Source organism: Pseudomonas sp. Pse1 (genome assembly GCF_024519635.1).
Taxonomy (GTDB): Bacteria; Pseudomonadota; Gammaproteobacteria; order Pseudomonadales; family Pseudomonadaceae; genus Aquipseudomonas.
Map to the genome: position 1 here is coordinate 1 of NZ_JALJRO010000023.1, position 26,382 is coordinate 26,382.

Below are 26,382 nucleotides of genomic sequence, written 5' to 3' on the forward strand. Positions count from 1 at the left end.
TGAATGAAAAACGCCTGCTGGACAACGCCGAATTCATCCTCGCTGTGCGGGCCGAACTGCCCGCTGAGACCCTGCGCCAGCAGTTGCCCAAGCAGGTCAAGATCAGCTCCACCGAAGGTTTGGAACAACTGGTCAGCCTGCAACTGCCGGGCATTCCTCTGTTGCCGTTGCCGGTGGCGCCACGTCACCTGCCGTTCCATGCCGGGTTCAGCTACTTCGAACTCGACCGCCATCACCCCACCTGGCAAGGCCTGAGCAGCGGCAGCGGATTCGGTTTCCATATTGCCGGCGAATTCCCGGAGTTGGAGTTGCAGTTCTGGGCGATCAGGAGTGAGAAAGATGACTAAGACCACACCAGATTCATGGCATCACGAGGAAGTCTCCGGCGCCATCGACTTTGACGGCCAAACGATTACTGTCAGCAGCCAAACACACTTGGCTGACCCTGAATTCGACATGCGCGGCCTGGCCTGGAACCCGCTATGCGATGCCGCCACGCCGCTGATCGGCCTGGTGATCCGCCTGCGCCGTCTGGACCAGCACGATGACGTGCCCGCGCTCTACCAAAGCGTCAGCAACCAGATCACCACGATCATGGAAGAGGTCAGCCAGCTCGACTACGACTCGGGCACGCTCAAGGCCTACTCCTACAGCCTGTGCCTGTTGCTGGACGAGGTGGTCATGAGCACCACCTGGGGCAGGCTCTCCAGTTGGAGCGCACGCTCGTTGCTCAGCCAATTCCACGGCGAAACCCGAGGCGGCGAAAAATTCTTCACCGTCATGAACAACATGATCCCCGAAGCGGCGAGATACCAGCATGTGCTGGAGTTCATGTACCAGTGCCTGATCTCCGGCCTCAAAGGCAAATACGGCGCCCATACCAAGGGCGATGACGACATACAGAAGATCATCAACCAGTTGCACAGCCTGCTGCGCCCCCTGCGCGGAGAAACACCCAAACGCCTGACCGACCCACTGACTAACGTCGCACCGCGCAACTATCGGATCAAGCGCGCGTGGCCGCTGTGGACACCGTGGGCTTTGGCCACCGTCGTGCTGACCGTCGCCTACACGATCTATTCGATCCGCCTGAACACAATCAGTCAGCAAGTGCTGGTTTCCCTGGAACGGATTCTCACCCTTTAACCAATTTTCAGCGCGCTCATGTCGAGCGCCTGCAAAGCCATGGCCGCATCGGCCAATACCCGCGACCCCACGGTCGTTCATTAATCGCGACAAGGAGCATGTCATGCCAACACCCGCGTACATCAGTATCCACGGTAAAAATCAGGGCCATATCACCAAGGGTGCCTTCACCGCTGATTCGGTGGGCAACGTTTATGTGGAAGGCCACGAGGACGAAATCCTTGCACAGGAGATCGACCATCAGATCACCACGCCTACCGACCCGCAAAGTGGCCAGCCGGCCGGGCAGCGCGTGCATAAACCGCTGATCTTCACCAGCGCCCTGAGCAAAGCCTCGCCCATGCTCTACCAGGCACTGGCCACCGGCGAAATGCTGCCGACCGTTGAGGTCAAGTGGTTCCGCACCTGCTCTGAGGGCAAACAACAGCACTTCTTCACCACCAAACTGGAAGACGCCACCGTCGTCGAGATCCACACCGTACTGCCCCACGCACAGGACACCGACAACGCCAACTACACCCAGCTAATCAAGACCAGCCTGGCCTACCGCAAGGTCAGCTGGAGCCATGTGGTGGCGGGTACTGAAGCTTCGGATGACTGGCGCAAGCCGGCTTAACCGCCAACCGGTACGTTCCGCCGCCCAGGCGGCGGAATGTTCGCTGAATCAATATTTACAAGGAGGCCCTATGCCTGCCGTCGTTCTGGTCGGTCACGACCATGATTGCCCATTGTGCGGACCCACCACTGTGGAGAGTGGATCGGAGAGTTTCAAAGTCAACGGGCGAGCCATCGCCCGTGTTGGCGACACCCTCGGCTGCGGTGCCGTGATCACCAGCGGCTCGCCCTCGATGATCGTCAACGGACAACCAGTAGCCCGAGTCGGCGATACCACCGACCACGATGGCGAGTTGGAAAACGGTGATGGCAGCTGGTTGATCGACTGACCCCCATACCTTGATAAGGAGGCCTCATGCCCGGCCAAAGCGATCTGCGTTTCACCTTTGAGCCCTTGAAGGGCGATCCCTTCGAAGTGGTCTCGTTCACCCTTGAAGAGGGCCTATCCCAGCCCTTCAAGCTTGAACTGGAGCTGGTCAGTCACAACGCCGCCATCGACTTCAATCGGGTACTCGATCTGGCGGGGCTGTTCACTCTCTGGCGTGGCGAGACTCCAGTGCGTTACGTGCACGGTCTGGTCAGCCTGTTCCAGCAAGGCGACACCGGCTTTCGCCGCACCCGCTACACCGCCGTAGTCGAACCGACCCTGGCGCGTTTCGGCCTGCGCTCCAACTGGCGCATCTTCCAGGGCCAGACCGTGCCCGACATCATCACCAGCGTGCTGGCCGAACAAAATCTGACCGACCTGCGCAGCGACATCTGCTTCGAGCACCAACCCCGCGAATACTGCGTACAGGCCGGCGAAACCGACCTCGACTTCATCGCGCGCCTGGCCGCCGAAGAAGGCCTGCTCTACACCTTCGAACACCGCGCCGACGGCCATACCCTCGTCCTCACCGACCGCGTCGGCGGCCTGGGCACCATCGGCACCCACACCGACTGCCCGGTGATCTACCAGCCGATGGCTGGCGGCGATGCAACAGAACCGGCGTTGAATCGTTTCCACTACACCGAACAGGTGCGCACCGCCGTGCAGGTGCAGCGCGACTACACCTTCACCCACCCGCGCTACAACCAGCAGCACACCGCCAGCGGCGACCAGGACCTGAACAACCAGCACAAGGATTACGAACGCTACGACTACCCCGGCCGCTACAAGCGCGACATCGCCGGCAAGCCCTTTACCAAGACACGCTTGGCTGCGTTGCGCAACGACGCCAAACTCGCTCACCTCAAAGGCGACGATGCGCGCCTGCAACCGGGGTTGGCGTTCGACCTCAGCGACCACCCGCGCGAAGACTTCAACGACCGCTGGCGCACCATCGCCCTCATCCACGAAGGCAAGCAGCACACCAGCCTGCAGGAAGAAGCGTTCGGCAGCGACCACGGCACATCCTATGAAATGACCGCCAGTGCCATCCGCTGGACCTCCGACTGGAAAGCCCCGCTGCGTGACAAGCCCTGCATCGACGGTCCGCAGATCGCCACGGTGGTCGGCCCGCCAGGTGAAGAGATCTATTGCGATGAATGGGGCCGGGTCAAGGTGCAATTTCCGTGGGATCGCACGGATAAAAACAACGATCAGAGTTCGTGCTGGATCCGTGTGGCGCAGGGCTGGGCCGGGGCAACCTGGGGCGCCATGGCCGTGCCGCGAATCGGCCAAGAGCTGATCATTGGCTACCTCGACGGCGATCCTGACCAACCCATCGCCACGGGCCGCACCTACCGCGAGACCAACCTGCCGCCGTATGAGCTGCCCAAGCACAAGACGCGGATGACCATCAAAAGCCGAACACATAAGGGTGAAGGTTTCAATGAGCTGCGTTTTGAGGATGAGTTGGGGCAACAGGAAGTCTTTATCCACGCCGAAAAAGACAAGAACGTTCATATCAAAAACAACAACGGCATCTTCGTCGGCAATGACCGCCACGAAAAGATTGTTCACGACGAGAAAATAGAGATCGGCAATGATCGAACCGAGATAGTTGGTAACGATGAGGAGGTAAAAATCACGCAGGATGGTTTTTTCTCAATTGGTCGTAACCAAACGATAAACATCGGAAAAGATCGCAAAGAAAAGGTAGGCAACAGCCGCTATGACCAGACGACCGTCAATCACACAATAGAAACTGGAGGAAATGTTGAGCACACGATCCAAGGACACCATCGACTTGAGGTAGGAAAAGCAATCGAACAAAAGACCACCCGTTTTATTTTGCAGGCCAGCCAAAGTCTTTTTATAGAAGGCCCAGGAGGAAGCATCTGTATAGATGCAAATGGCATCACGCTAAATGGGGTAATGATTCATATAAAAGGCCCAACGGAGCTGGTAGCGGCCGGGGGCGGCAACACTTTGACTGTACCAAGTTCCGTCAACACCGGGAAGGTCATAGACCAATTTTGCGGTCTCCGCGCCGACGGTAGATGCCTGCGCATCCCTTGCAACTGCACAGAGAGGTCACAATAAATGGCCGTTATTGAAATGCAGCCTTGGTCCCAGAAAACTCTGCAACCGGTCAGTAAACCCACCCTGTCAACACTGATGCAGCAAGGCCATCCTTGGCTTTGGCTTAATGGTACTAATAGCCCAACGCTTGATAGCGATGTAGCGGCCATCTCAGGACGATTACAGCACCATTGGCTTTGGCGCGGAACAGAGTGGGAGTACAACGCCCCTGGGTACCGTGAAGGACCGTTATTAGTACCACTTGACGATAAACTCCTGCAGGTCTTCTCAGAAAGATGGGCACAAGACTCAGGAGGACTGATCATTGTGACCAACGCAGACGAAGAAACACTGCTCAGCCATTTACGCAACCTTCGAGTATTGACAGCACCGGATGGAAATCAGTTGTTGTTTAATATCGCAATGCCACGACAGTTGGAGGAGCTGGCCGAAGCTTTGTCCTCCTCTCGCTGGGCACAACTCTCTGGCCCTATCCACTCTTTGATTTGGACATGCCTTGAAGGCATAAATAACGAATGGCTACAAGCACGAAATCCTTACCCCGGTCCTGCCCTTAAAGAGTCGGGTGAGTTCATCCTGACGCCCGATGAAGAAGCGGCTCTCAATCGAGCGAACCATGAATGGTTCATGCGTTCTGCGGCCAAACGTGCCAACCAGATAAACCCAGATTTAGCTCAATCACTGGGAAAAAATGAGCTTTCCCAACGGCTGAATATATTTATCCAAGAAGCCACCGGGCTAGGCCTGATTCGAGAGCGCGATGCTTTTCACTACTTATATCTCCGATTGACCCACCCACAGCAGTATTTTCTCAACGATGGCCAGCTAAGAACCGTGCTTAGCAACAGGGCTATCGACGCTCGCCAGCGCCTGGCTGAAAGCGAAGCACGCCTTAAACAACTAGTATCCGAGTCGGCTTAAGGACGGACTATGTGTACATCTCATAAAAAAGCACTGCAACCTCCTCATCCCAGCGAAGCAGTGGTTGGTAAATTCATCAATAACCTGCCCTGCCAACGCTGCATACCGGTCTATCCATTGCGCTATGCAATTTCCGATACCCCTCTAGGTAAAATATTCGGGAATCTGAGTACAGCTGGATACCCAAAACTTAAGGGAGGAAAGCATTACGGTTTGCGGGTGCTACGCCCCGGCAACTATGCCTACCTTTTCTATTTCGAGAACGGGCGTATGTGGACCCAACACTACTTGGTCACCGACGACGGACGTTTTGCATCCCTTTGGTGGAGTGAAAAGGATCAAAACGACCCAATACCTGGCAACCACGCCCGTCCAGATCTATTTGGCGCTACCGCCTACATCCCCGCACCAGAATCCCGCACCGCCGATACAGTTTGGATAATGGTCAGTGAAATCATGCTTAGCCATTGCACGCTTTGGAAGATTGAGCAGGACACACATCAATTACGTAGTCGTCTTGCAACCCAAGTAAAACCAGCCCAAGGTGCAAAACAGTCCCATGTATTTCCCAGTAGCCAACTCAAGGAACTGGTTCCAGAGCTTGTACCCGCGCTCGCATGGAAAAACCTATCGTCGATTGCCAGCGGCCATCCGATGCCCTGGAGTGAGATTCAATCCAGGCCAATCAACGGAAGCAGGATTAATGACGAAATGCTCAAGGCGCTGATGGCCCGCATTGACATCCAGCCGATGGCCTTGGTTCTTCATGACCCAATTGGTATCGCCAGTGAACTCAATCACCTCGCTGCCCGCGCCGTGCAGGCGAAAACAAAATTTGCTAGTGACAATTCCCATAAACTCAGTAGTGCTAAATGTATCAACGGGTACTTTCAGCAAGCTCATCCTCCGGAATTGAAAGACGTATTCGACCGGCAAAAGCAATTGGTGAATTTAGCTGAAGCCCAGTGTTTTCCAGTGACCTATGCCAAACAAATTGCTGCCTATGAGGTGCCCATTACACGGGCCGTTGAAGATGTAACATCTTGGGCAAAACTTGCCCATCCAGACCATTTACTTCGGCTCGCTCTCGAACTCTTTGACTTGAGTGTCATAGCCAATGCTAAGGCCTTCGAATATACCGTACTCCAGTGCCTCGGAGCATTAGTACATAGTGATGAAGGCGTTGCTGAGCTGAGCGTACATATAAATACACCCATCAAGAACAGCCTTTACTGGCTGGCAATAACGCAAGGAAATCCAGACCTTTTGACGCGACTAGTGAATCCCGCCAAAATTTCTAAGGGTCTCTTCGAGGTGCTGGATACATATTTAGATCGCCATAAGGGCACCTCAACGACTAACGAGATGATTAGTCTGCTACAAGCAGTTCCTTCGGCGAATAAAGGCGATATTTTGATCCGACGGCTACGCCATGTGATGGAGATGCGGTTTGATGCCACGCTGATCCTACACGAGATCAGCGCCACCCAATACTTGCAGTTCATCCAGGAACTTCAAAACTATCAGGTACTTGGCTCGGACGTGCTCAAGCGTTGGAATGGGATCTTCGATACCACCGTCACTTCAAACGCCATCGGAGTGCGGGTCAACTTGTATGAATGGGTCAAAATCGGCGAGTTTGAATATCACGTTGCAAACGGAACTCATATTGAACGTCCAGCTTTGCCACCGACGCAGTCGGTCCTGCCGGAAGGAAATCCGCTGATCAACGGATTGAAACGACTGAAAGAACCGACGGGGCATTTATTTGTAGGGATAGGTGGAGTATTGGCCATTGTAGGAATGTGGCAAACCGTACAAGCTGCCAAGAAAAGCGATTTCGACAGCGCAAGTCTCGCGGCTTTACTAGGAGGGGCAGGCACACTCATCGGAACGGGAATAGAAGTAACTGCCGCGTATGTAGCCTTTAGAGCCACCCAAAGTGGACACCTAGAATTAGCTACCGGTGCAAGATACCTATCCGCCAAATATGGGGTAGCCCTTTTGGGTGCCGGTGCGGCTGCGTTATTCGCCATATCAGACGGGATCAAAGCTGTAAACTCTGTAAGTAACCGGAATCCAGAGCAAGCTGAATCGTATTTGTACGCAGCCCTCGCTGGTATTTTTCTAACAGTCGCTACATACACCGGGGGTATTGCAACAGCCGCTACAGTAGCAACTGGCACCACCGTAACTGTATGGTGGGCAGGACCTTTCGGGTGGGCTGTAATCGGATTGGTATCTCTGGGTGCGGTAATCTATTTCTCTCTAAAAGCTGGAGAGGCTGAACACGGCCCAATTGATATTTGGCTCAAACATAGCGCTTGGGGATCACACTCCAAACACTTTACTCAACATCAAGAACTGGAAGCATTTCACAGCCTAATCTACCGCCCTCGCCTAAGTGCAAAATGGGATCAGCATCGCCTGAGCAATACTGGCACCCTAACGATCCGTTGTATCTTTCCTAGTTCAAAGGGGGGGGAGCGCTTTGCCTGGTATATAAATGTGACACTAAACGGGCGAAGGCTTACCGACATTAAAGCCCCTATCATATACGCCACCGGAAGCCAACCCTTCAACTATGAGCATCAGTACCTAATTAGAAACGATCATGAACTAGGGCCAGAAAGAGAATGGTCACTCTCAATGCATGAGGACGCACACGTTGCATTGGAGTATCTATATCAGCCCAGCCCCCTTGAACAACCAACGCTAGTACTGACAGCCCCCGCCCCTCTGATTTTCACCGCCGACGGGTGGTTCAGCGAAACAATAGATGACAGACAAATAGCACCTGTAACCCCCCCAAAATAACATCCAACCTCCTAAAAAATATAGCGCGCAATACAAGCCGCTCTATACAGGAGCATCCAGAAGAGAAATTTATGCATCACACGAATACAAACAATACGAAATCCAACGTTACAATAGCCACCCACCTTCACCAAGCGAGCCTCATAATTTCGCTCATCGGACCTTTAATCATACTCATCACACTAGGAGAGCACTTGACTACAACTGAAACCCTAGTAAGTGCAACGACAGTACTAGCATTGCCAATATTTTTTTCAATGATTGTATTCCCCCCTATAAAAGAACATGGAATAGTTCACGAGGACCACATCCAATTCTCAAAATGCAAAACCATATACTTCTCACAAATTCTACAATTCAACCTGGACGACTATATAAAAATAAGAAGAGCAGGAAGTATCACTTTACTTTTACAAGGAGACAGAAAAAACATCGAACACTACAAGATATTTTATAAAGACTTTGAATATGCCATGAAACTATGGCAGCAAAAACAGATAAAGCTTAAAGAAGCCCCCCCATGCAAACCTATTTCTATGGTTCATTCAAGGCACAATTATTAGGAGGAGCACTACTCGCCGGCTATATCAGCTTACTTCTCATAGCTATTATCTTTGACGCCAACTATATGCTGGTCATCGCAACAGGCGGAGCAATAGTTCCTGTTGGAATTTTTCTTATCTCAAGCGTGCGTCGCAACTGAAACATGATTACCGCAACGCCTCCACCGACACCGTCCGGGGCAGGATCAAAGACAAGCGTCCGGATGGCAGCCTGGTGATGGACGAGCACTTCTACCCCACCAGCCTGTCCGTGCATGCCGTGCCGGCTTTGCACCGCTACCTGGGTGAAGTGGCCGGGTTGATGCGCGCACGCGCTCAGAACCTGGCCCAACGCATTGGCTCGCCGGGGCAGTCAGGCGTGGCCGATGTCACCGACTTCAACCTGCTGCAAACCCTCAACCGCTTGTTCCCGTTGTTCCAGCACCTGGCTCGCCAGCGCCAGGTCCACCCGGAACGGCTGTACATCGCACTGGCTCAGGCCTGCGGCGAACTGGTGACCTTTACCGATGAAGGTCACCTGCCCCAGGAATACCCGGCCTACCAGCACGAGAACCTGCGCGAGTCCTTCCAGCTCCTGGAACACACCCTGCGCCGCGCCTTGGGCACCGTGCTGCAACCGCGTGCGGTGTCGCTGCCGATTGTCGTGCAGCAATACGGCGTACGCACCGCTGCCTTGAACGACAAACGCCTGCTGGACAACGCCGAATTCATCCTCGCCGTGCGCGCCGAACTGCCCGCTGAGACCCTGCGCCAGCAGTTGCCCAAGCAGATCAAGATCAGCTCCACCGAAGGTTTGGAACAACTGGTCAGCCTGCAACTGCCGGGCATTCCTCTGTTGCCGTTGCCGGTGGCGCCACGGCACCTGCCGTTCCATGCCGGGTTCAGCTACTTCGAACTCGACCGCCATCACCCCACCTGGCAAAGCCTGAGCAGCGGCAGCGGATTCGGTTTCCATATTGCCGACGAATTCCCGGAGCTGGAGCTGCAGTTCTGGGCGATCAGGAGTGAGAAAGATGACTAAGACCCCACCAGAAAATCGAAGGGGCCATTCTGTCGCTCACCTACTGGCCCGATCGCACCGTACCCGATGGGTATGCAGCGCTAACCCTGACTGCCTACTCCAATCTTTATTCCCTCCGGAGTTCTCTCATGTTCTTCACAGAACCTTTGCTCGACCCACCGGCCCCCGGCTGGAAGCGCGATCTGCCAAAACCAACCGAGGTACCGAGCATTGAGCCTTATCCACCAGTACTGTCAAATTCGCCCAATCATGTTGACGAAACTTACCTTGAGTTGCGGCGCTCTACAGTCAGAACACGAGGTGCCGGACCATGGCTTGCAGCATTATTTTTCGCACTGGCCTTTGCTCCGTTCCCGATCATCCTGCCTCTTGAAACATGGGATTCTTCCTCATTAATCGTCACTCTTACCATCCTAATATTGTTCATTATCGGAATATGGGGTGGTGTGTACGCTTGGCGGATGGACGTAGAATCTCCCCGCGACGAGCCCATCCGCTTCAACCGCCTGCGCCGTAAAGTCTACGTCTATCGCTTCCACCACAACGGGCTACGCCCCCTTAGCCGAACTGCATGGGGCGTACGTACGGAGGTTTACGATTGGGATGATCTGCGCGCCGAGGTGAGCAGCGTATATGGCCCCATGGGCACTGGCGGGCTGATCGAATCGGTCAGCATCGCCGTGGTAAAGCCCGGCACCTGTCAGGTTCGCGAGCGCTTCCATTTCGCCCACGGCACCATGCAGGGCGAAATGTACTGGGCCATGGCCCAACTGTTCATGCAGCAAGGCCCGCAAGCCCTGCCCACTTTCCCCAGACCACCACGCGACTGGAACAACGAAGACGTGCGCTTCAATCTTGCCCGCCGCCTCGCCCCGAAAGTGCAATGGCCCGCAGACATTGATCTGCAATCAAGGACGGCGCCTTAATGGTATTCACCGAACCGTTACTCGATCCACCAGCGCCTGCCTGGAAACGCGATCTGCCAAAGCCGGATCAAGCTCCCAGCACCGTCCCCTATCCGCCGGCGCTGCCAAGTCCGCCTAATCATGTGGACACCATTTACCTGGAACTACCACGCTCGGCACTGAGAATACGAGGGCTAGGCGCCTGGTTGGCGATAGCTATTCTAGGTTTGTCCTTTCTCCTGCTTACAGCTCCCCTAATCCTCCCTCCTGCGCCGTTGGAATCTGTTGATTGGGGCTTCATTCTTGTCTGCCTCGGTTTATCCATTGTCCTGTTTTGGTTCGGTATTCATGCCTGGCGAATGGACGTCGAAGCCCCCCGCGACGAACCCATCCGCTTCAACCGGTTGCGACGCAAAGTCTATGTCTATCGTTTCAACCACGACGGCCTCAGACCCTTCAGCCGCACCGCCTGGGGCGTACGCGCTGAAGTCTATGACTGGGATGATCTGCGCGCCGAAGCCTGCAGCGTGTACGGCCCCATGGGCAGCGGCGGCCTCATCGAAACCGTCACCCTTGCCGTGGTGAAACCCGGTACCCACCACGTGATTGATCGCTTTCATTTCGCCCACGAAATTCAACAGGGCGAAATGTTCTGGGCCATGGCCCAACTCTTCATGCAACAAGGCCCGCACGCCCTGCCCACCTTCCCGCGCCCACCTCGCGACTGGAACAACGAAGACGTGACCTTCAACCTCGTCCGCCGCCTGGCACCCAAAGTTCAGTGGCCCGCCGATATCGACCTGGAATCCAAAACGGCACCCTGATGGCGCTCACCTTCCTTTTTCCAATGGGGTCAAATTGAGGAGTCCACGCCATAGGAAAGCTGGACCAGCCTGCAATTGCCAGGTATCCCGCTGCTGCCTTTGCCGGTGGCGCCACGGCACCTGCCGTTCCATGCCGGGTTCAACTACTTCGAACTCGACCGCCATCACTCCACCGCGCCGTGCGCGCCTATTTAAGGCTGACTGCCGGGTAAACGCCCAGTGAAATGCGCGCCTGCTTGCCCAGCCAATAGCAGCGGAAGTGCCATTGCTTGGCACCCTTGGGCCCCACGAACAGCGCAAGCCCGCCCGAGTCTCTGAGGGTGTAGTTTTTACCGGAAGGCTTCGCCTGGCGAACGGCGGTATCGGTCAAGGCCATGAGTACATCTCCCGTCTCGTAGGATCGAGGAGATGTATATCGATGCCGGACCGGGACGCTCCACTCAAAAACCGCTTTGCCTGCCACCCGGATTCTTTGTACTTAAAAATGTACTTAAAAAACGTGGCTGGAGGCGGATTTCGGTGGATCGCACTGGAACGAAAAAAGACGCCTAAGCGTCTATTTTCAATGATTCACAGAATTCAATGAAACTCTGTAGATCGATATTTGGAGCGGGAAACGAGACTCGAACTCGCGACCCCGACCTTGGCAAGGTCGTGCTCTACCAACTGAGCTATTCCCGCGTCTTGGTGGGCGTATTCTAGCGAAATTCGAATACGCGTCAAGCCCTTGATTCAAAATAGTTTTATTTTTTGTCCAGATCGGTTTTCAGGTGCGGCCAGGCGGCGCGCAGGTAGTGCACCATCGACCACAGGGTCAGGCCGGCGGAAAGCATCAGCAGGACGTAGCCCACCAACACCCAAAAGCTGAAGTCCGACGGATTGGCCAGCAGGATCACCAGCGCCAGCATTTGCGCAGCGGTTTTCCATTTGCCGAGGTTGGACACGGCCACCTGGGCCCGTGCGCCGATTTCGGCCATCCACTCGCGCAAGGCGGAGATGACGATTTCGCGACCAATGATCACCGCCGCTGGCAAAGTCAGCCACAGGTTGGCGTGTTCCTGGACCAGCAACACCAGGGCCACGGCGACCATCAGCTTGTCGGCCACCGGGTCGAGAAACGCCCCGAACGGTGTGCTCTGTTCCAGCCGGCGCGCCAGGTAACCATCCAGCCAGTCCGTCGCCGCGGCGAAGGCAAAGACCGAACTGGCAGCCATATAGCTCCAGTGGTATGGCATGTAGAACAGCAAAATAAAGATCGGGATAAGCAGGACGCGTAGAACGGTGATCAGATTAGGGATATTCATCGGCACAACTGGCTACGAGGTGAGGGGGCATTCTACTCGCTGTGCAGGTTTGCATAAATCAACTCTGCGAGCTTTTTACTGATCCCTGGTGCTTTGGCGATCTCTTCGATGCTTGCACGAGACAGCTCCTGCAATCCACCAAAATGTTTCAACAGGTCGCGACGACGGGTCGGCCCTACCCCAGCCACGCCTTCGAGCGTCGAGGTGCGACGGGTTTTACCACGACGGGCACGGTGACCGGTAATCGCAAAACGGTGGGCTTCATCACGGATCTGCTGAATCAGGTGCAGCGCCGGCGAGTCGCCGCGCAGGGTGAATTCGTGGGCGGCGTCATTCAGGTAGAGGGTTTCGAAGCCGGCCTTGCGCGTCGCGCCCTTGGCCACGCCCAACAGAATCAGGTCGGGCACCGCCAATTCATTGAGCACATCGCGGGCCATCGACAACTGGCCCTTGCCGCCGTCCACCAGCAGGATGTCCGGCAACTTGCCCTCGCCGTCCTTGAGTTTGCTGAAGCGCCGGGTCAGGGCCTGGTGCATCGCCGCGTAGTCATCGCCCGGGGTCACGCCTTCAATGTTGTAGCGTCGGTAGTCGGACTTCAGCGGCCCTTCCGGCCCGAACACCACGCAGGACGCCACCGTGGCTTCGCCGCTGGAGTGACTGATGTCATAGCACTCCAGGCGCTGCGGTGGCTCATCCAGCTTGAGCACTTCGGCCAGGGCGTCGAAGCGTGCGGCGACGTGCTGACGATTGGCCAGGCGCGCGCTGAGCGCCTGTTCGGCATTGGTCACCGCCAGCTGCTGCCAGCGCGCCCGCGTGCCGCGCACCCTGTGGCTGATGGTCAACTCGCGACCACGCAACTCGTGAATGGCTTCGATCAGTGCCGGGAAGTCCTCGTGGACCACGTTGACGATCAGCTCGCTGGGCAAGTCGCGTTCCGGACTGCTGATGAAATACTGTCCGAGAAATGCCGCCATGACCTCGGCGACTTCCTCCTCGATACCCACCTGCGGGAAAAAGTTCTTGCTGCCCAGCACCCGTCCACCGCGCACGCTGATCAGGTGTACGCAGGCGCCACCCGGATTGACGAACGCGGCGACCACGTCGACATCGCCAGTGCCGCCTTCCATGCTCTGCTGGTCCTGGACCCGGCGCAGCAGGGAAATCTGGTCGCGAAATTCCGCCGCGCGCTCGAAGTCCAGGGTGCTGGCCGCCTGCTCCATGCTCGCCGACAGCTCGTCGGTCAGGGCATTGCTGCGGCCTTCGAGGAACATCACCGAGTGCCGCACATCCTCGGCATACACCTCGGGCTCCACCAGGCCGACACAGGGAGCCTTGCAGCGCTTGATCTGGTATTGCAGGCACGGCCGGGTACGGTTCTTGTAGTAACTGTCTTCGCACTGGCGGACGAAAAAGGTCTTCTGCAGCAGGCTCAGGCTTTCGCGGATCGCACCGGCGCTGGGGTACGGGCCGAAGTATTTGCCCTTGGCCTTTTTCGCGCCGCGATGAATGCTCAGGCGCGGGAACGCGCCATCCGAGAGGAACACGTACGGATAGGACTTATCGTCACGCAGCAGGATGTTGTAGGGCGGCCGCCATTCCTTGATCAGCGTCTGCTCGAGCAGCAGCGCCTCGGTCTCGTTGGCGGTGATGGTGGTTTCGACCTGGGCGATACGCCCCACCAGGGCGGCGGTTTTCGGCGCGAGACCGGTCTTGCGAAAGTAGCTCGCCAGGCGTTTTTTCAGGTTTTTGGCTTTGCCCACGTAGAGCAGGCGCGCATCGCTGTCGAACATGCGATACACACCGGGGCGGCCACTGCAGGTCGAGAGGAAGGCAGCAGAATCGAACGGATCAGTCATTGTCAGAGGCTGGCATCGACCATGCCATGACGCACCGCCAACAGCGTCAACTCGACGTCACTGCTGATCGAAAGCTTTTCGAAAATGCGGTAGCGGTAGGTGTTAACGGTTTTTGGCGACAGGCAGAGTTTGTCGGAAATGATCTGCACCTTCTGGCAGCCGACAATCATCAGGGCAATCTGGATCTCGCGCTCGGAGAGGCTGTCGAACGGCGAGTCGTTGCTCGGCTGCACCGACTTGATCGCCAGTTGCTGGGCGATTTGCGGGCTGATGTAGCGCTGGCCGGCAAACACCAGACGGATCGCCTGGACCATTTCGTTGAGCCCGGCGCCCTTGGTCAGATAGCCGGCGGCGCCTGCTTGCAGCAGGCGCGTGGGGAATGGGTCCTCTTCGCAGACGGTGACCGCCACGACCTTAATGTCCGGGTGGCTGCGCAGCAGTTTGCGGGTGGCTTCGAGGCCGCCGATGCCAGGCATCTTGACGTCCATCAGCACGACATCGGGTTTCAGTTCGCGCGCCTTGAGCAGGGATTCTTCACCTGACTCGGCCTGGCCGACTACTTGCAGGCCATCGATGTCCGCCAGCATTCGCGTGATACCTGTACGAACGAGATCATGGTCATCGACTACTAGCACCCTAATCAAGCAGACACCCCGCGATATAGTCTTTTGTTGGTTGCCGGACACCTTAGCAAAAAGCATCCGGCAGACCTAGCGGCAGGCGCGATAAAAAAAGCTTTCGACACAACTTGCAGCGCTTGTGGCAAACGCCTTACAGACGTTTCGTCACAGTCCTGGATACCGATCTTCAAGCGTCCGCCAACGAGCGCCACTCAGCGCCCCAGCCTTGCACTTCACGCCGGGCGATCAACAGCCCATCGCCGACGCTGGGAGCGGCAGCGAGCAACGCGCCGTCCGCCGTCCAGACCGCACTGCGTCCCGCCGACTCCCAGCCACCGGTCGCACCGCCGTGGTTGGCCATCAACACCAGCATCGAGTGCGTGGCGGCGTAGCCTTGCAGAAGTGCGCTGTCCACCCCGTAGCCCGCAGGGCTGATCAGCACGCCAGCGGCATACACCTGGGCGCCGTCGGCCGCCGCCGCAGCGGGATGACTGGCATGGCAGAAGTCCGCGCACACCGCCAGCGCCACCCGGGTGTCATCCAGGGTCAAGGGCGCACCACCGTTGCCCGCGGCAAACGCCCGCTCCTCGCCCGGGTGCAGATGCTGTTTGCTGTAGACCGCCAATGAGCCATCTGCAGCCAGCACCAGCGCGCCAATCAGCACCGGTCCCTCGGGGTTGAGGCGAATCGGCATGCCAACCACCGCCGTGACAGCCATTTCCCGCGCCAGTTCGCGCAACGGCTGCAACACTGCGGCGTCCGGGGCGATTGCCAGGTCTGCGGCCAGGTCAGGCTCGTAACCGGTCAGCGACAATTCGGGAAACACCAGCAACTGCACGCCCTGCTCCACGGCGGCCTGGATGAAGCGCTGGTGCCGGAGGATGTTGGCCGGCAGGTCGCCGGCGATGGAGAACGATTGGGCCGCGGCGATCGTCAACGTGCTCATCAGTGCTTTTCCTTGATGGGGTGCGTGAAGCAATCGCCGAGTCTGGCATAAAGCGCTGCTCGACTTCAGTCATTCACCGCGATAGCAATTTCCCATTGAAACCCTGCACCTGCCTCTAGTAAGCTCGACGAATTGAACGGAGACAGACCCCATGTTGCATTGCCCTTCCCAGCTATCCACCGTCAGCGCCCTGCGCTCGGTTGCGGCTGCGCGGGCGAACGGTATCTGCGCTCCGGCAGCGTTTTATTTTGGGTATTGGTTTAGCCACTGGCGCGCCTGATACCCACACGGCGGCCACTACTCAAGGGGTCGCCTGCCAGAGAATTCTCAACCCCCGGTCGGCTCCCCGACCGGGGGTTTTGTTTTTTCAGCCCCTCAACTTTTCGCGACATCACTGACTTCAAGGAACAACGACATGAACTACGCCACTTATTACCGTTACGACTTCAGCGCCTGGCGATTTAGCAAGCTCCGTTCGGGACAGCCTGCCGCCTCCGATCGGTCGCCTATCGGTGGCACGCACTCACATCCGGCCAATACGGCCAATTGTCGAACACCCCTGTAGGGCCGAGCGCGCGGGCATGAACCCGCCGCCAGCCGAGGAAGCCTGAAAATGAACTCGTCCATCTGCGCGTTGCCACTGACCACCCTGAATTCGGCAAATGAAGCCCTGACCCAGCGTCTGCCCAGCTCATTGCAGCTCAAGCAACAACTGCCCCTGACCCTGGCCCTGAGCCAACAGGTCGCCGCCCATCGCCAGGCCGTACGCGCCATCCTCGACGGCACGGACCCGCGCCTGCTGGTCGTAGTCGGTCCCTGCTCGATTCACGATCCGCAATCAGCCCTCGAATACGCCGCCAACCTGGCTCGCCTGGCCACCGACGTCAGCGATGAAATGCTGATCGTGATGCGCGCCTACGTCGAAAAACCACGCACCACCGTGGGCTGGAAAGGACTGGCCTACGACCCGCACCTGGATGGTAGCGACGACATGGTCGGCGGCCTGACCCTGTCCCGCGAACTGATGCGTGAAATGCTGCGGCTCGGTCTGCCGATTGCCACCGAACTACTGCAACCGATGGCCGCCAGCTACTTCGACGACCTGCTGAGCTGGGTGGCGATTGGCGCGCGCACCACCGAGTCACAGATTCACCGGGAAATGGCCAGCGGCCTGGGCATGCCCGTGGGCTTCAAGAACGGCACCGACGGTGGTGTCGGCGTGGCCACCGATGCCATGCGCTCGGCCGCCCATCCGCACCGCCACTTCGGCGTCGACAGCCAGGGACACCCGGCAATCATCCAGACCCCGGGCAACCCCGACACCCATCTGGTGCTGCGCGGCGGACATCGCGGCCCCAACTACGACGCGCAGAGCGTGGCGCAGATCGAGGGCGACCTGCAGCGCTTGAACATCACGTCGCGGATCATGGTCGATTGCAGCCACGCCAACAGCGGCAAAGACCCGCTGCGCCAACCCGAGGTCTTCGCCAACGTGCTGGCCCAGCGTTTGGGCGGCAATCGGTCGCTGATCGGCATGATGATCGAGAGCCACCTGTTCGAAGGCTGCCAGCCGCTCGGCGCACACTTGCGCTACGGCGTCTCGGTGACCGACGGCTGCCTGGGCTGGGAGGCGACCGAGCGTATGCTGCGGGGCGCAAGCGAGCAATTGCGGGCATGCGCCAGGGTGGCGAACGCCTGAGTCCAACGCCGACCGACGGATGCCGCTTTCGCCTCTGTTAGCAGGCTTGGGCAGGCGTCCTCGGCGATTGCTCCTACTATCACTGCTACGTCTTCGACTATTGACAGCGGCTTTTTCACACAGCCGCCCCTGGCGGGCCTGGATTAGAGTTAGGCGGTGACACCCCCTCAGCACTCACAAACAGGCACGCCTATGCAACGGAATGCAAGCACGCTCTATCCCATCCTGCTGGTGCATGGCCTTTTCGGCTTCGACAGCATCGGCAAATTCGATCTCTTCCATGGAATCCGCCAGGCCCTGAGAAATGCCGGCGCCCAGGTGTTCATCCCGTTCCTTTCGGCCACCCATAGCAATGAAATGCGCGGGCAACAATTGCTCGAGCAGATCGACCGGGTCCTGGCCGGTACAGGAGCACGCAAAGTCAACCTGATCGGCCACAGCCAGGGCGCTCTCGCGGCGCGTTATGCCGGGGCGGTGGCGCCAGACAAGGTGGCTTCGGTCACTTCGGTGAGCGGTCCCAACCACGGCTCGGAACTGGCCGATTGTCTGCGCAAGGCACTCAAGCCCGGGGAGCTGCCCGAGTACATCGCCGTCGCCGCCTCGACGCTGTTTGTCGAATTCCTCGGCTACCTCAGTGGCCGGCAACAGATCCCGCACAATGCCATCGCCGCCCTCAACGCCCTGACCACCGAAGGCGTTGCCCTGTTCAACGAACAGTACCCCCAAGGGCTGCCGAGCACCTGGGGTGGCCAGGGCGCGCAAATCGTCAACGAGGTTCACTACTATTCCTGGAGCGGAACGCTGCAGGGACCGATATGGAAGGAAGGCCTCAATGCCCTCGACCCGCTTCACACATTCTGTCGTGGGTTTTCGCAGTTCTTCGATCGCGAAGCCGGGCAGAACGACGGCATGGTCGGACGCTTCAGCTCGCACCTGGGCACCGTGCTGCGCTCCGACTACCCCATGGACCACATGGACAGCATCAACCAGACGGCCGGCTTGGTACGCAGCGGCATCGACCCCGTCGACCTGTACCTTGAACACGCCGAGCGCTTGATAAAGCAGGGGCTTTGATCCGCCTGTTGCGGTTTTTTTTTCGACCAGCGGCCGGTTGCTGGCGGATCAGGCGTTAGATTGACAAGAAATAGCCCACTGAATCCGGTAGGCTCAGCATCTTTACCGAACATTGAAAGGAGATTCTTCCCATGGCCAAAGCCACTGCCCGTCACATCCTGGTTGCCAGCGAAGCCAAGTGCAACGAACTCAAGGCCCAGATCGAAGGCGGCGCTGATTTCGCCGAAGTTGCCAAAGCCAACTCCACTTGCCCATCGAGCCGCCAGGGCGGTGACCTGGGTTCGTTCGGTCCTGGCCAGATGGTCAAGGAATTCGACACAGTGGTGTTCAGCGCACCGGTCAACACCGTACAGGGCCCGGTCAAGACCCAGTTCGGCTACCACCTGCTGGAAGTGACCAGCCGCCAGGATTGATCCCTCGCGCCTGAGTTGAACAACGGCCCACCTTTTGGTGGGCCGTTGTGTTTGTATAGGACCATCGATCACCCGGCTCTTAAGGCTGACAATGCGACTGGCTTTCTCCTCCTTCATATTCACCGCCCTGGCCTTGCTGCTGAACGCCGCAGCCGTGAACGCAAGTCCCCAGCACGCCCTGACCGTGTACGGCGAACCGGCCAAATACCCCGCCAATTTCAGCCACTTCGCCTACGCCAACCCCCTCGCACCCAAGGGCGGCAGCCTGCGTCGCTCGGCGATTGAAATCGGTCGTTTCGACCATGTCTCGCCCTACATCGACAAAGGCATCGGCGTCAGTCAGCTCGACGGCATGGTCTATTCGCCGCTGGCCCAGCGCTCCCTCGATGAGCCCTACACCGTGTACGGCCTGGTGGCGGAAAAAATGGAGCGCGCCGAAGACGGTTTGTGGCTGCGTTTCTACCTCAATCCCAAGGCGCGCTTCGCCGATGGCACCCCGATCACCGCCGAGGATGTGCGTTACACCTTCGACCTGCTGATGACCCAGGGCAGCCTGCGCTACCGGGCACAATTCGCCGACGTCAAAGGCGTCGAAGTCGAATCGCCGCGCGTCGTTCGCTTTGATTTCAAGAACAATGAAAACCGTACCCTGGCGCTGGACATTGCGACCCTGCCGGTGTTTCCCGAGCATTGGTGGAAGACCCGCGACTTCGCCAACGGCGGCGGCTACGAAGCCCCGCTGGGCAGCGGTCCGTATCGGGTGAGCAAGGTCGATTCGGGGCGCAGCATCAGCTTCCAGCGCAACCCTGACTGGTGGGGCAAGGACCTGCCAGTGAGCCGCGGCCTGTACAACTTTGACCGCTTCAGCATCGAGTACTTCGGCGACACCGACGTCGCCCGCCAGGTGCTGCGCGGCGGTGCCTATGACTACAACCGCGAGTTCTCCGCTACCGCCTACTCCATCGGCTACGACAGCCCGGCCCTGAGCGATGGCCGCCTGCAGAAAGCCCATCTGGCCAAACAGGGTCCGCAGCCATCCCAGGGTTTTGTGTTCAACCTGCAGAATCCGATCTTCCACGACCGCCGCGTGCGCCAGGCGCTGGCGATGCTCTGGGATTTCGAGTGGAGCAACCGGCAGATGATGCGCAACCTGTACATCCGCCAGCAGAGCTTCTTCTCCAACACCGAACTGGCCGCCCGCCAGTTACCGGATGCCGCCGAACTGGCGATTCTCGAACCGCTGCGCGGGCAGATTCCCGACGAGGTCTTCAGCCAGGTCTTCGAAGCACCGAAAACCGATGGCAGCGGGCTGATCCGCGACAAGCAACTGCAAGCCCTGGCCCTGCTCGAGGAAGCCGGCTGGAAACCCGACGGCGATCGCCTGGTAAATGCCCGGGGCGAGCCGCTGGCATTCACTTTCCTGATCAGCCAGAACGGCATGGACCGCCTGCTGCTGCCGTGGAAACGCAACCTGGCGCAGATCGGCATCAACCTCAACATTCGCCTGATCGACGCCTCGCAATACGTCAACCGCCTGATGAGCCGCGACTACGACATGATCGTCACCGGCTACCCGGTCACCACCTCGCCGGGCGGCGAGCTATTCAACTATTTTGGTTCGGCGGCGGCCAACGACCCTGGCTCGAACAACTACATGGCGCTGCAAAATCCTGCGGTCGATCGATTGATCAGCGGCCTGGTTCGGGCCACCACTCAGACCGACATGCTCCGCCATGCCCATGCCCTCGATCGGGTGCTGCAATGGAACTACTACTGGATCCCCAATTACTACCCGCCAGGCACTTCCACCGTGTGGTGGAATCGCTTCGGCATGCCGGCGATTCCGGCGAGCAACGACGAAGCCATCGAGACCTGGTGGGAAATGAGCAGCACCGCGCTGACCAATGAGCAGATGGCCGCCGAGCGCATCAAGCGCGGCCAACCCGGAGGACCTCACTGATGCTGGCCTACGTCCTGCGGCGCCTGCTGCTGATCATTCCAACGCTGGTGATCATCCTGCTGGTCAACTTCATCATCGTCCAGGCCGCACCCGGCGGCCCGGTGGAACAAGCCATCGCCCACCTTCAGGGGATCGGAAGCGGCGCCAGTGTCGTCGGCAGTTCCGGGGATGGCCTGAGCCGAGGGTCGCGGGCCAGTCGTGGCCTCGACCCGCAACTGATCAAGGACATCGAGAAACAGTACGGCTTCGACAAGCCAGCCCACGAACGCCTGTGGCTGATGCTCAAGAGCTACGCGCAACTGGACTTCGGCAAGAGCTTCTTTCGCGGCGCCACGGTCACCGATCTGATCCTCGAAAAAATGCCGGTGACCATTTCCCTCGGCTTATGGGCGACCCTGATCACCTACCTGGTGTCGATCCCGCTGGGCATCCGCAAGGCGGTGCATCACGGCAGCTCGTTCGACGTCTGGAGCAGCACCGCGATCATTCTCGGCTACGCGATGCCGGCTTTCCTGTTCGCCATGTTCCTGATCGTGGTGTTCGCCGGCGGCACCTCGCTCAACTGGTTCCCGGTGCGCGGCCTGGTCTCGGAAAACTTCGAACAGCTGTCGACCCTGGGCAAGATCACCGACTACTTCTGGCACCTGGTGCTGCCGGTGACCGCGCTGGTGGTCGGCGGCTTCGCCACCCTGACCATCCTCACCAAGAACTCGTTCCTCAACGAAATCACCCGCCAGTACGTGGTCACCGCTCGCGCCAAGGGTTTGAGCGAGCGCCGGGTGCTGTATGGCCACGTGTTCCGCAATGCGATGCTGCTGGTGGTCTCGGGGATTCCCCAGGCATTCATCAGCGTGTTCTTTGCCGGCTCGCTGCTGATCGAGGTGATCTTCTCCCTCGATGGCCTCGGGCGCATGAGCTATGAGGCGGCGGTGTCGCGGGACTATCCGGTGGTGTTCGGTTCGCTGTTCATCTTCACCCTGTTCGGCCTGCTGATAAAGCTGGTGGGCGACCTGTGCTATACCCTGGTCGACCCGCGTATCGACTTCGCCGCGAGGAACGCCTGATGCTCACGCTCTCGCCCCTGGCGCGCCGCCGCTTCGAACGCTTCAAGAAAAACCGCCGTGGCTGGTGGTCGCTGTGGCTGTTTATCGGCCTGTTCCTGCTGACCCTCGGCGGCGAGATGATCGCCAACGACAAACCCCTGGTGCTGAGCTACCAGAACAGCCTGTATTTCCCGGCCTTCAAGCGCTACACCGAGCAGGAGTTTGGTGGGCAACTGCCGTTCCAGGCCGACTACCGCAGTGAATATGTGCAGAAGCTGATCAAGCAGGACGGCGGCTGGATGCTGTTCCCGCCGATCCCGTTCAGCGACGACACACCCAACTACGACCTCAACCAGCCCGCACCGAGTCCGCCGTCCAAGGTCAATTGGCTGGGCACCGACGACCAGGCGCGTGACGTGCTGGCGCGGGTGATCTTTGGCGCGCGGGTGTCGATCTTGTTTGCCCTGGCGCTGACCTTAATCAGCGCCCTGATCGGCATCGCCGCCGGCGCCCTGCAGGGTTATTACGGCGGCTGGGTCGACCTGATCGGCCAGCGTCTGCTTGAGGTCTGGTCGGGGTTGCCGGTGCTGTACCTGCTGATCATTCTGTCGGGTTTCGTCGAACCGAATTTCTGGTGGCTACTGGGGATCATGGCGCTGTTTTCCTGGCTGGCGCTGGTGGACGTGGTGCGCGCCGAGTTCCTCCGTGGGCGCAACCTGGAGTACGTCACGGCTGCCCGCGCCTTGGGCCTGAGCGACCGCAAAGTGATCGTGCGGCACATCCTGCCGAACGCGATGAACGCCACCCTGAGCTACCTGCCGTTCATTCTCACGGGGGCGATCTCCACCCTCACCGCCCTCGATTTCCTTGGCTTCGGTATGCCCGCCGGCAGCGCGTCGCTGGGCGAATTGATCGGCCAGGGCAAGCAGAACCTGCAAGCGCCGTGGCTCGGCCTGACGGCGTTTTTTACCCTGGCGCTGATACTTTCTTTATTGGTGTTTATCGGCGAAGCCTTGCGCGACGCCTATGATCCCAGGTCTTGAGGCGGACTTTAGCCATGAGCGACAACCTGATCGAAATCCGTGACCTCAGCGTCGCCTTCAACGGCCAGGTGGCGGTGCGCAACCTGTGCCTGGATATCCGTCCCGGCGAGTGCCTGGCGCTGGTGGGCGAATCGGGGTCGGGCAAGTCGGTGACGGCCCACTCGATCCTGCAACTGCTGCCCGAAACCGGCACCAAATCGTCCGGCAGCATTCGCTATCGCGGCCAGCAATTGCTCGGCGCCGATCCGAGCGTGCTGCGCTCGTTGCGCGGCAATCGTATTGCGATGATCTTCCAGGAGCCGATGACCTCACTCAATCCGTTGCACAGCATCGAAAAGCAGATCGGCGAAACCCTGCTGGTGCACAAGGGCCTGGGCGGCAAGGCGGCGCAACAACGCATCCTCGAACTGCTCGAGTTGGTGGGCATCAAGAAACCTGTTGAGCGCCTCAAGGCCTACCCGCACCAACTGTCCGGCGGCCAGCGGCAACGGGTGATGATCGCCATGGCCCTGGCTTGCGAGCCGGAGTTGTTGATTGCCGATGAGCCGACCACCGCGCTGGACGTTACGGTGCAGCGCAAGATCCTGCTGCTGCTCAAGTCGCTGCAGCAGCGCCTGGGCATGTCGTTGCTGTTGATCAGCCACGACCTCAACCTGGTGCGCAGCATCGCCCAGCGCGTCTGCGTGATGCGCGCCGGCGAGATCGTCGAGCAAGCGCCCTGCGAGACTTTGTTCAGCACGCCGCAGCACCCTTACAGCTGCGTGCTGCTCAACGCCGAGCCGGAAGGTGAAGCCCTGGCCCGCGACGAGCGCGAGGTGGTACTGGAAGTCGACAACCTCAGCGTGCGTTTCCCGCTGGGTGGCGGCTTGTTCCAGCGCAAGCAGTGGCTGCAGGCGGTGGACGGCATCAGCCTGAGCCTGCAGCGCGGCAAGACCCTGGGCATCGTCGGCGAGTCGGGATCGGGCAAATCCACTCTCGGCCAGGCGATCCTGCGCCTGCTCGACTCCGAGGGCAGTATCCGTTTCCAGGGTGAGGCCCTCGACCGCCTCAATCAGAAGCAACTGCGGCCGTGGCGCAAGAAAATGCAGGTGGTCTTCCAGGACCCGTTCGGCAGCCTCAGCCCGCGCATGTCAGTGGCGCAAATCATCAGCGAAGGCCTGGAAGTGCATAGCCACTCCAGCGCCGAGCAGTGCGATGCGCAGGTGATCCAGGCGCTCAAGGAAGTCGGCCTCGACCCGCAAAGCCGCCACCGCTACCCCCACGAGTTCTCCGGTGGCCAGCGCCAACGCATCGCCATCGCCCGCGCCCTGGTGCTCAAGCCGGCACTGATCCTGCTCGACGAACCGACCTCGGCCCTCGACCGCACCGTGCAGAAACAGGTGGTCGCCCTGCTCCGCCAGCTCCAGGACAAACACGGCCTGACCTACCTGTTCATCAGCCACGACCTCTCGGTCGTCCGCGCCCTGGCCCATGACATGATCGTGATCAAGGATGGCAAAGTGGTGGAGAGCGGTGCCAGTCATGATGTGTTTGAAAAGCCCCAGCATCCGTACACCCGGGAATTGCTGGCGGCGGCGCATCCTGGCGCCTGATCTTGAGCACAATTAACCTTTGGACACCCCCATGACCACCCCCGACGCCCTCCCCGACTACGAACGAGTCCGCAGCCTGGCGATCCGCTCGTTGTTCGAGATCATCGAGCAGTCCAGCGAGGGCACGGTGATGGTCGACCGTGACGCCAATATCGTCTGGATCAACGAGCGCTACGCCCGGCGCTTTGGCCTCGAGTCGGCCGACGTGGCGATCGGCAAGCCCTGTGAAAGCGTGATCCCCGGCAGCCTGTTGCGCCAGGTGGTGCGCACCGGACGGCCGATCCTGCTGGACATGCAGGACACCCCCAAAGAGCCGCTGGTGGTGATGCGTCTGCCGATTCACGACGACGCCGGCGCGGTGATCGGCGCCATTGGTTTTGCCTTGTTCGACGAGCTGCACAGCCTGTCGCCCATGCTCAAGCGCTACCTGAGCATGCAACAGGAACTGGCCTCGACCCGGTCACTGCTGCGGGCGCGCCAGGCCAAGTACACCTTTGCCCACTTCATCGGCACCAGTGCCGCCAGCCTCGAGGTCAAGCGCCGCGCACGACGTAGCGCCAGCACCGAATCACCGGTGTTGCTGCTGGGCGAAACCGGCACCGGCAAGGAATTGCTTGCCCAGGCGATCCACGGTGCGTCGCCACGGGCGCACAAGGCCTTCGTCAGCATCAACAGCGCGGCGATCCCCGAGGCCTTGCTGGAAGCCGAGTTCTTCGGCACCGCCCCCGGCGCCTTTACCGGCGCCGACCGCAAGGGCCGCCCAGGAAAACTGCAGATCGCCCAGGGCGGCACGCTGTTTCTCGATGAAATCGGCGACATGCCCCTGCCACTGCAAAGCAAGTTGCTGCGGGTGTTGCAGGAGAAGGAATTCGAACCGGTGGGCTCCAATGAAATGCTGCAGAGCGATGTGCGGATCATCGCCGCCACCTCCATCGACCTCGAAGCGGCGATCCGCCGTGGCGAGTTCCGCGCCGACCTCTACTACCGGCTCAATGTCCTGCCGATCCAGGTGCCACCGCTGCGCGAACGTCTCGATGATTTGCCCGCACTCAGTGAAGCGATTCTTGAAGAGTTGCGCAGCCAACATGAACTCAATGGCGAAGCGCTGACGTTGCTGGGCCAGCATGCCTGGCCGGGGAATATTCGTGAGTTGCGTAATGTGCTGGAGCGGGCGGCGCTGCTGAGTGATGACCTGGTGCTTGACGCCGGGGAAATTCGTGCGGCGATTGGCAGCCTGGTCCCGGTGTCGCACAGCGCCTCGACCGCCATTCTACCGCTGGCGAACGAGACCTTCAGCGCCGCCCGCGAGCGTTTTGACCGGCAGTTGATTGAGCAGGCTTTGGCGCAATGTGGCGGCAAGGTGATCGAGGCGGCGGCGCGGTTGGGGCTGGGCAGATCGACCTTGTACAAGAAGATGGTGGCGTTGGGGATTGGCGAGTCTCAATAGAGAGACCCAATTCTTCCTTTAGAGATGCGCTTTACGCGTTTCACTGGCAAGCCAGCTCCTACAGGGGGCCGCGCGCGCCCTTGGCTGGTTTGTCGGGTCGACGCAT

The 26,382-nt window shown here is 59.1% G+C and carries 22 protein-coding genes, 1 tRNA gene and 3 pseudogenes; 20 read left to right on the plus strand and 6 right to left on the minus strand.

All coding sequences use genetic code 11. The annotated features are described in order from the left end of the window. The 12 genes and pseudogenes from tssK (NR126_RS24725) to tssK (NR126_RS24780) form a co-directional block, all read left to right on the plus strand. Positions 1–347, plus strand: a 347-nt coding sequence (gene tssK, locus NR126_RS24725) for a type VI secretion system baseplate subunit TssK (RefSeq protein ID WP_256832143.1), incomplete at its 5' end; no start/stop codon positions are given. Next, a complete protein-coding gene (gene icmH / locus NR126_RS24730) occupies positions 340–1,146 on the plus strand; it encodes a type IVB secretion system protein IcmH/DotU (protein ID WP_256832154.1) in 807 nt (268 codons plus the stop codon). The genes tssK (NR126_RS24725) and icmH, both read left to right, overlap by 8 nt. Positions 1,147–1,249: 103 nt before the next feature. Beyond that, positions 1,250–1,762: an Hcp family type VI secretion system effector gene (locus NR126_RS24735; RefSeq protein ID WP_256832155.1), complete on the plus strand. Its 513-nt coding sequence runs from the start codon at positions 1,250–1,252 to the stop codon at positions 1,760–1,762. 70 nt (positions 1,763–1,832) lie between these two features. Further along, complete coding sequence (locus NR126_RS24740; RefSeq protein WP_256832156.1) at positions 1,833–2,090, plus strand: PAAR domain-containing protein; 258 nt, start codon at positions 1,833–1,835, stop codon at positions 2,088–2,090. A 26-nt stretch (positions 2,091–2,116) separates the two neighbouring features. Next, a complete protein-coding gene (locus NR126_RS24745) occupies positions 2,117–4,228 on the plus strand; it encodes a type VI secretion system Vgr family protein (RefSeq protein WP_256832157.1) in 2,112 nt (703 codons plus the stop codon). After that, positions 4,229–5,149, plus strand: a complete 921-nt coding sequence (locus NR126_RS24750) for a DUF4123 domain-containing protein (RefSeq protein ID WP_256832158.1) — start codon at positions 4,229–4,231, stop codon at positions 5,147–5,149. A gap of 9 nt (positions 5,150–5,158) precedes the next feature. Then, positions 5,159–7,966, plus strand: a complete 2,808-nt coding sequence (locus NR126_RS24755; RefSeq protein WP_256832159.1) for a toxin VasX — start codon at positions 5,159–5,161, stop codon at positions 7,964–7,966. A 520-nt stretch (positions 7,967–8,486) separates the two neighbouring features. Continuing rightward, positions 8,487–8,669, plus strand: a complete 183-nt coding sequence (locus NR126_RS24760) for a hypothetical protein (RefSeq protein WP_256832161.1) — start codon at positions 8,487–8,489, stop codon at positions 8,667–8,669. 14 nt (positions 8,670–8,683) lie between these two features. Beyond that, a pseudogene (gene tssK, locus NR126_RS24765) lies at positions 8,684–9,550 on the plus strand (type VI secretion system baseplate subunit TssK); the annotation flags it as partial. A 128-nt stretch (positions 9,551–9,678) separates the two neighbouring features. Next, positions 9,679–10,476 (plus strand): DUF6708 domain-containing protein, encoded by a 798-nt coding sequence (locus tag NR126_RS24770; protein WP_256832162.1) that lies wholly within the window; start codon positions 9,679–9,681, stop codon positions 10,474–10,476. After that, positions 10,476–11,279, plus strand: a complete 804-nt coding sequence (locus NR126_RS24775; RefSeq protein ID WP_256832163.1) for a DUF6708 domain-containing protein — start codon at positions 10,476–10,478, stop codon at positions 11,277–11,279. Before NR126_RS24770 ends, NR126_RS24775 begins: the two co-directional genes overlap by 1 nt. A 66-nt stretch (positions 11,280–11,345) precedes the next feature. Further along, positions 11,346–11,441, plus strand: a pseudogene (gene tssK, locus NR126_RS24780) (type VI secretion system baseplate subunit TssK); the annotation flags it as partial. Positions 11,442–11,469: 28 nt separating this feature from the next. Here tssK (NR126_RS24780) and NR126_RS24785 read toward each other — a convergent pair. From NR126_RS24785 to NR126_RS24810, 6 genes and pseudogenes are all read right to left on the minus strand, one after another. Beyond that, a pseudogene (locus NR126_RS24785) lies at positions 11,470–11,655 on the minus strand (Arm DNA-binding domain-containing protein); the annotation flags it as partial. A 229-nt stretch (positions 11,656–11,884) separates the two neighbouring features. Further along, a tRNA-Gly gene (locus NR126_RS24790) sits at positions 11,885–11,960 on the minus strand. A gap of 62 nt (positions 11,961–12,022) precedes the next feature. Then, positions 12,023–12,583: a CDP-diacylglycerol--glycerol-3-phosphate 3-phosphatidyltransferase gene (gene pgsA, locus NR126_RS24795; protein WP_027620323.1), complete on the minus strand. Its 561-nt coding sequence runs from the start codon at positions 12,581–12,583 to the stop codon at positions 12,023–12,025. A 32-nt stretch (positions 12,584–12,615) separates the two neighbouring features. Further along, positions 12,616–14,439 (minus strand): excinuclease ABC subunit UvrC, encoded by a 1,824-nt coding sequence (uvrC, locus tag NR126_RS24800; RefSeq protein WP_027620324.1) that lies wholly within the window; start codon positions 14,437–14,439, stop codon positions 12,616–12,618. 2 nt (positions 14,440–14,441) lie between these two features. After that, positions 14,442–15,083 (minus strand): UvrY/SirA/GacA family response regulator transcription factor, encoded by a 642-nt coding sequence (gene uvrY, locus NR126_RS24805; protein ID WP_027620325.1) that lies wholly within the window; start codon positions 15,081–15,083, stop codon positions 14,442–14,444. A 163-nt stretch (positions 15,084–15,246) separates the two neighbouring features. Further along, positions 15,247–16,005: a carbon-nitrogen hydrolase family protein gene (locus tag NR126_RS24810; protein WP_256832164.1), complete on the minus strand. Its 759-nt coding sequence runs from the start codon at positions 16,003–16,005 to the stop codon at positions 15,247–15,249. A gap of 613 nt (positions 16,006–16,618) precedes the next feature. On the opposite strand from NR126_RS24810, the gene NR126_RS24815 reads away from it, so the two are divergent. The 8 genes from NR126_RS24815 (at position 16,619) to NR126_RS24850 (ending at position 26,276) form a co-directional block, all read left to right on the plus strand. Then, a complete protein-coding gene (locus NR126_RS24815; protein ID WP_027620327.1) occupies positions 16,619–17,704 on the plus strand; it encodes a 3-deoxy-7-phosphoheptulonate synthase in 1,086 nt (361 codons plus the stop codon). A gap of 192 nt (positions 17,705–17,896) precedes the next feature. Next, positions 17,897–18,778, plus strand: a complete 882-nt coding sequence (locus tag NR126_RS24820; protein WP_256832165.1) for a triacylglycerol lipase — start codon at positions 17,897–17,899, stop codon at positions 18,776–18,778. Between the two features lie 131 nt (positions 18,779–18,909). Then, positions 18,910–19,191 (plus strand): peptidylprolyl isomerase, encoded by a 282-nt coding sequence (locus NR126_RS24825; RefSeq protein ID WP_008369704.1) that lies wholly within the window; start codon positions 18,910–18,912, stop codon positions 19,189–19,191. Positions 19,192–19,282: 91 nt separating this feature from the next. Further along, positions 19,283–21,151 (plus strand): extracellular solute-binding protein, encoded by a 1,869-nt coding sequence (locus NR126_RS24830; protein WP_256832166.1) that lies wholly within the window; start codon positions 19,283–19,285, stop codon positions 21,149–21,151. Continuing rightward, a complete protein-coding gene (locus NR126_RS24835; protein WP_027620330.1) occupies positions 21,151–22,215 on the plus strand; it encodes a microcin C ABC transporter permease YejB in 1,065 nt (354 codons plus the stop codon). The genes NR126_RS24830 and NR126_RS24835 overlap by 1 nt, the downstream gene beginning before the upstream one ends. After that, positions 22,215–23,237, plus strand: a complete 1,023-nt coding sequence (locus NR126_RS24840; protein ID WP_256832167.1) for an ABC transporter permease — start codon at positions 22,215–22,217, stop codon at positions 23,235–23,237. Before NR126_RS24835 ends, NR126_RS24840 begins: the two co-directional genes overlap by 1 nt. Positions 23,238–23,251: 14 nt before the next feature. Beyond that, positions 23,252–24,829 (plus strand): ABC transporter ATP-binding protein, encoded by a 1,578-nt coding sequence (locus NR126_RS24845; protein ID WP_256832168.1) that lies wholly within the window; start codon positions 23,252–23,254, stop codon positions 24,827–24,829. Positions 24,830–24,860: 31 nt separating this feature from the next. Continuing rightward, entirely contained in the window at positions 24,861–26,276 is a 1,416-nt protein-coding gene (locus tag NR126_RS24850; RefSeq protein ID WP_105755728.1) for a sigma-54-dependent Fis family transcriptional regulator, read from the plus strand. The last annotated feature ends 106 nt before the right edge of the window (positions 26,277–26,382 follow it).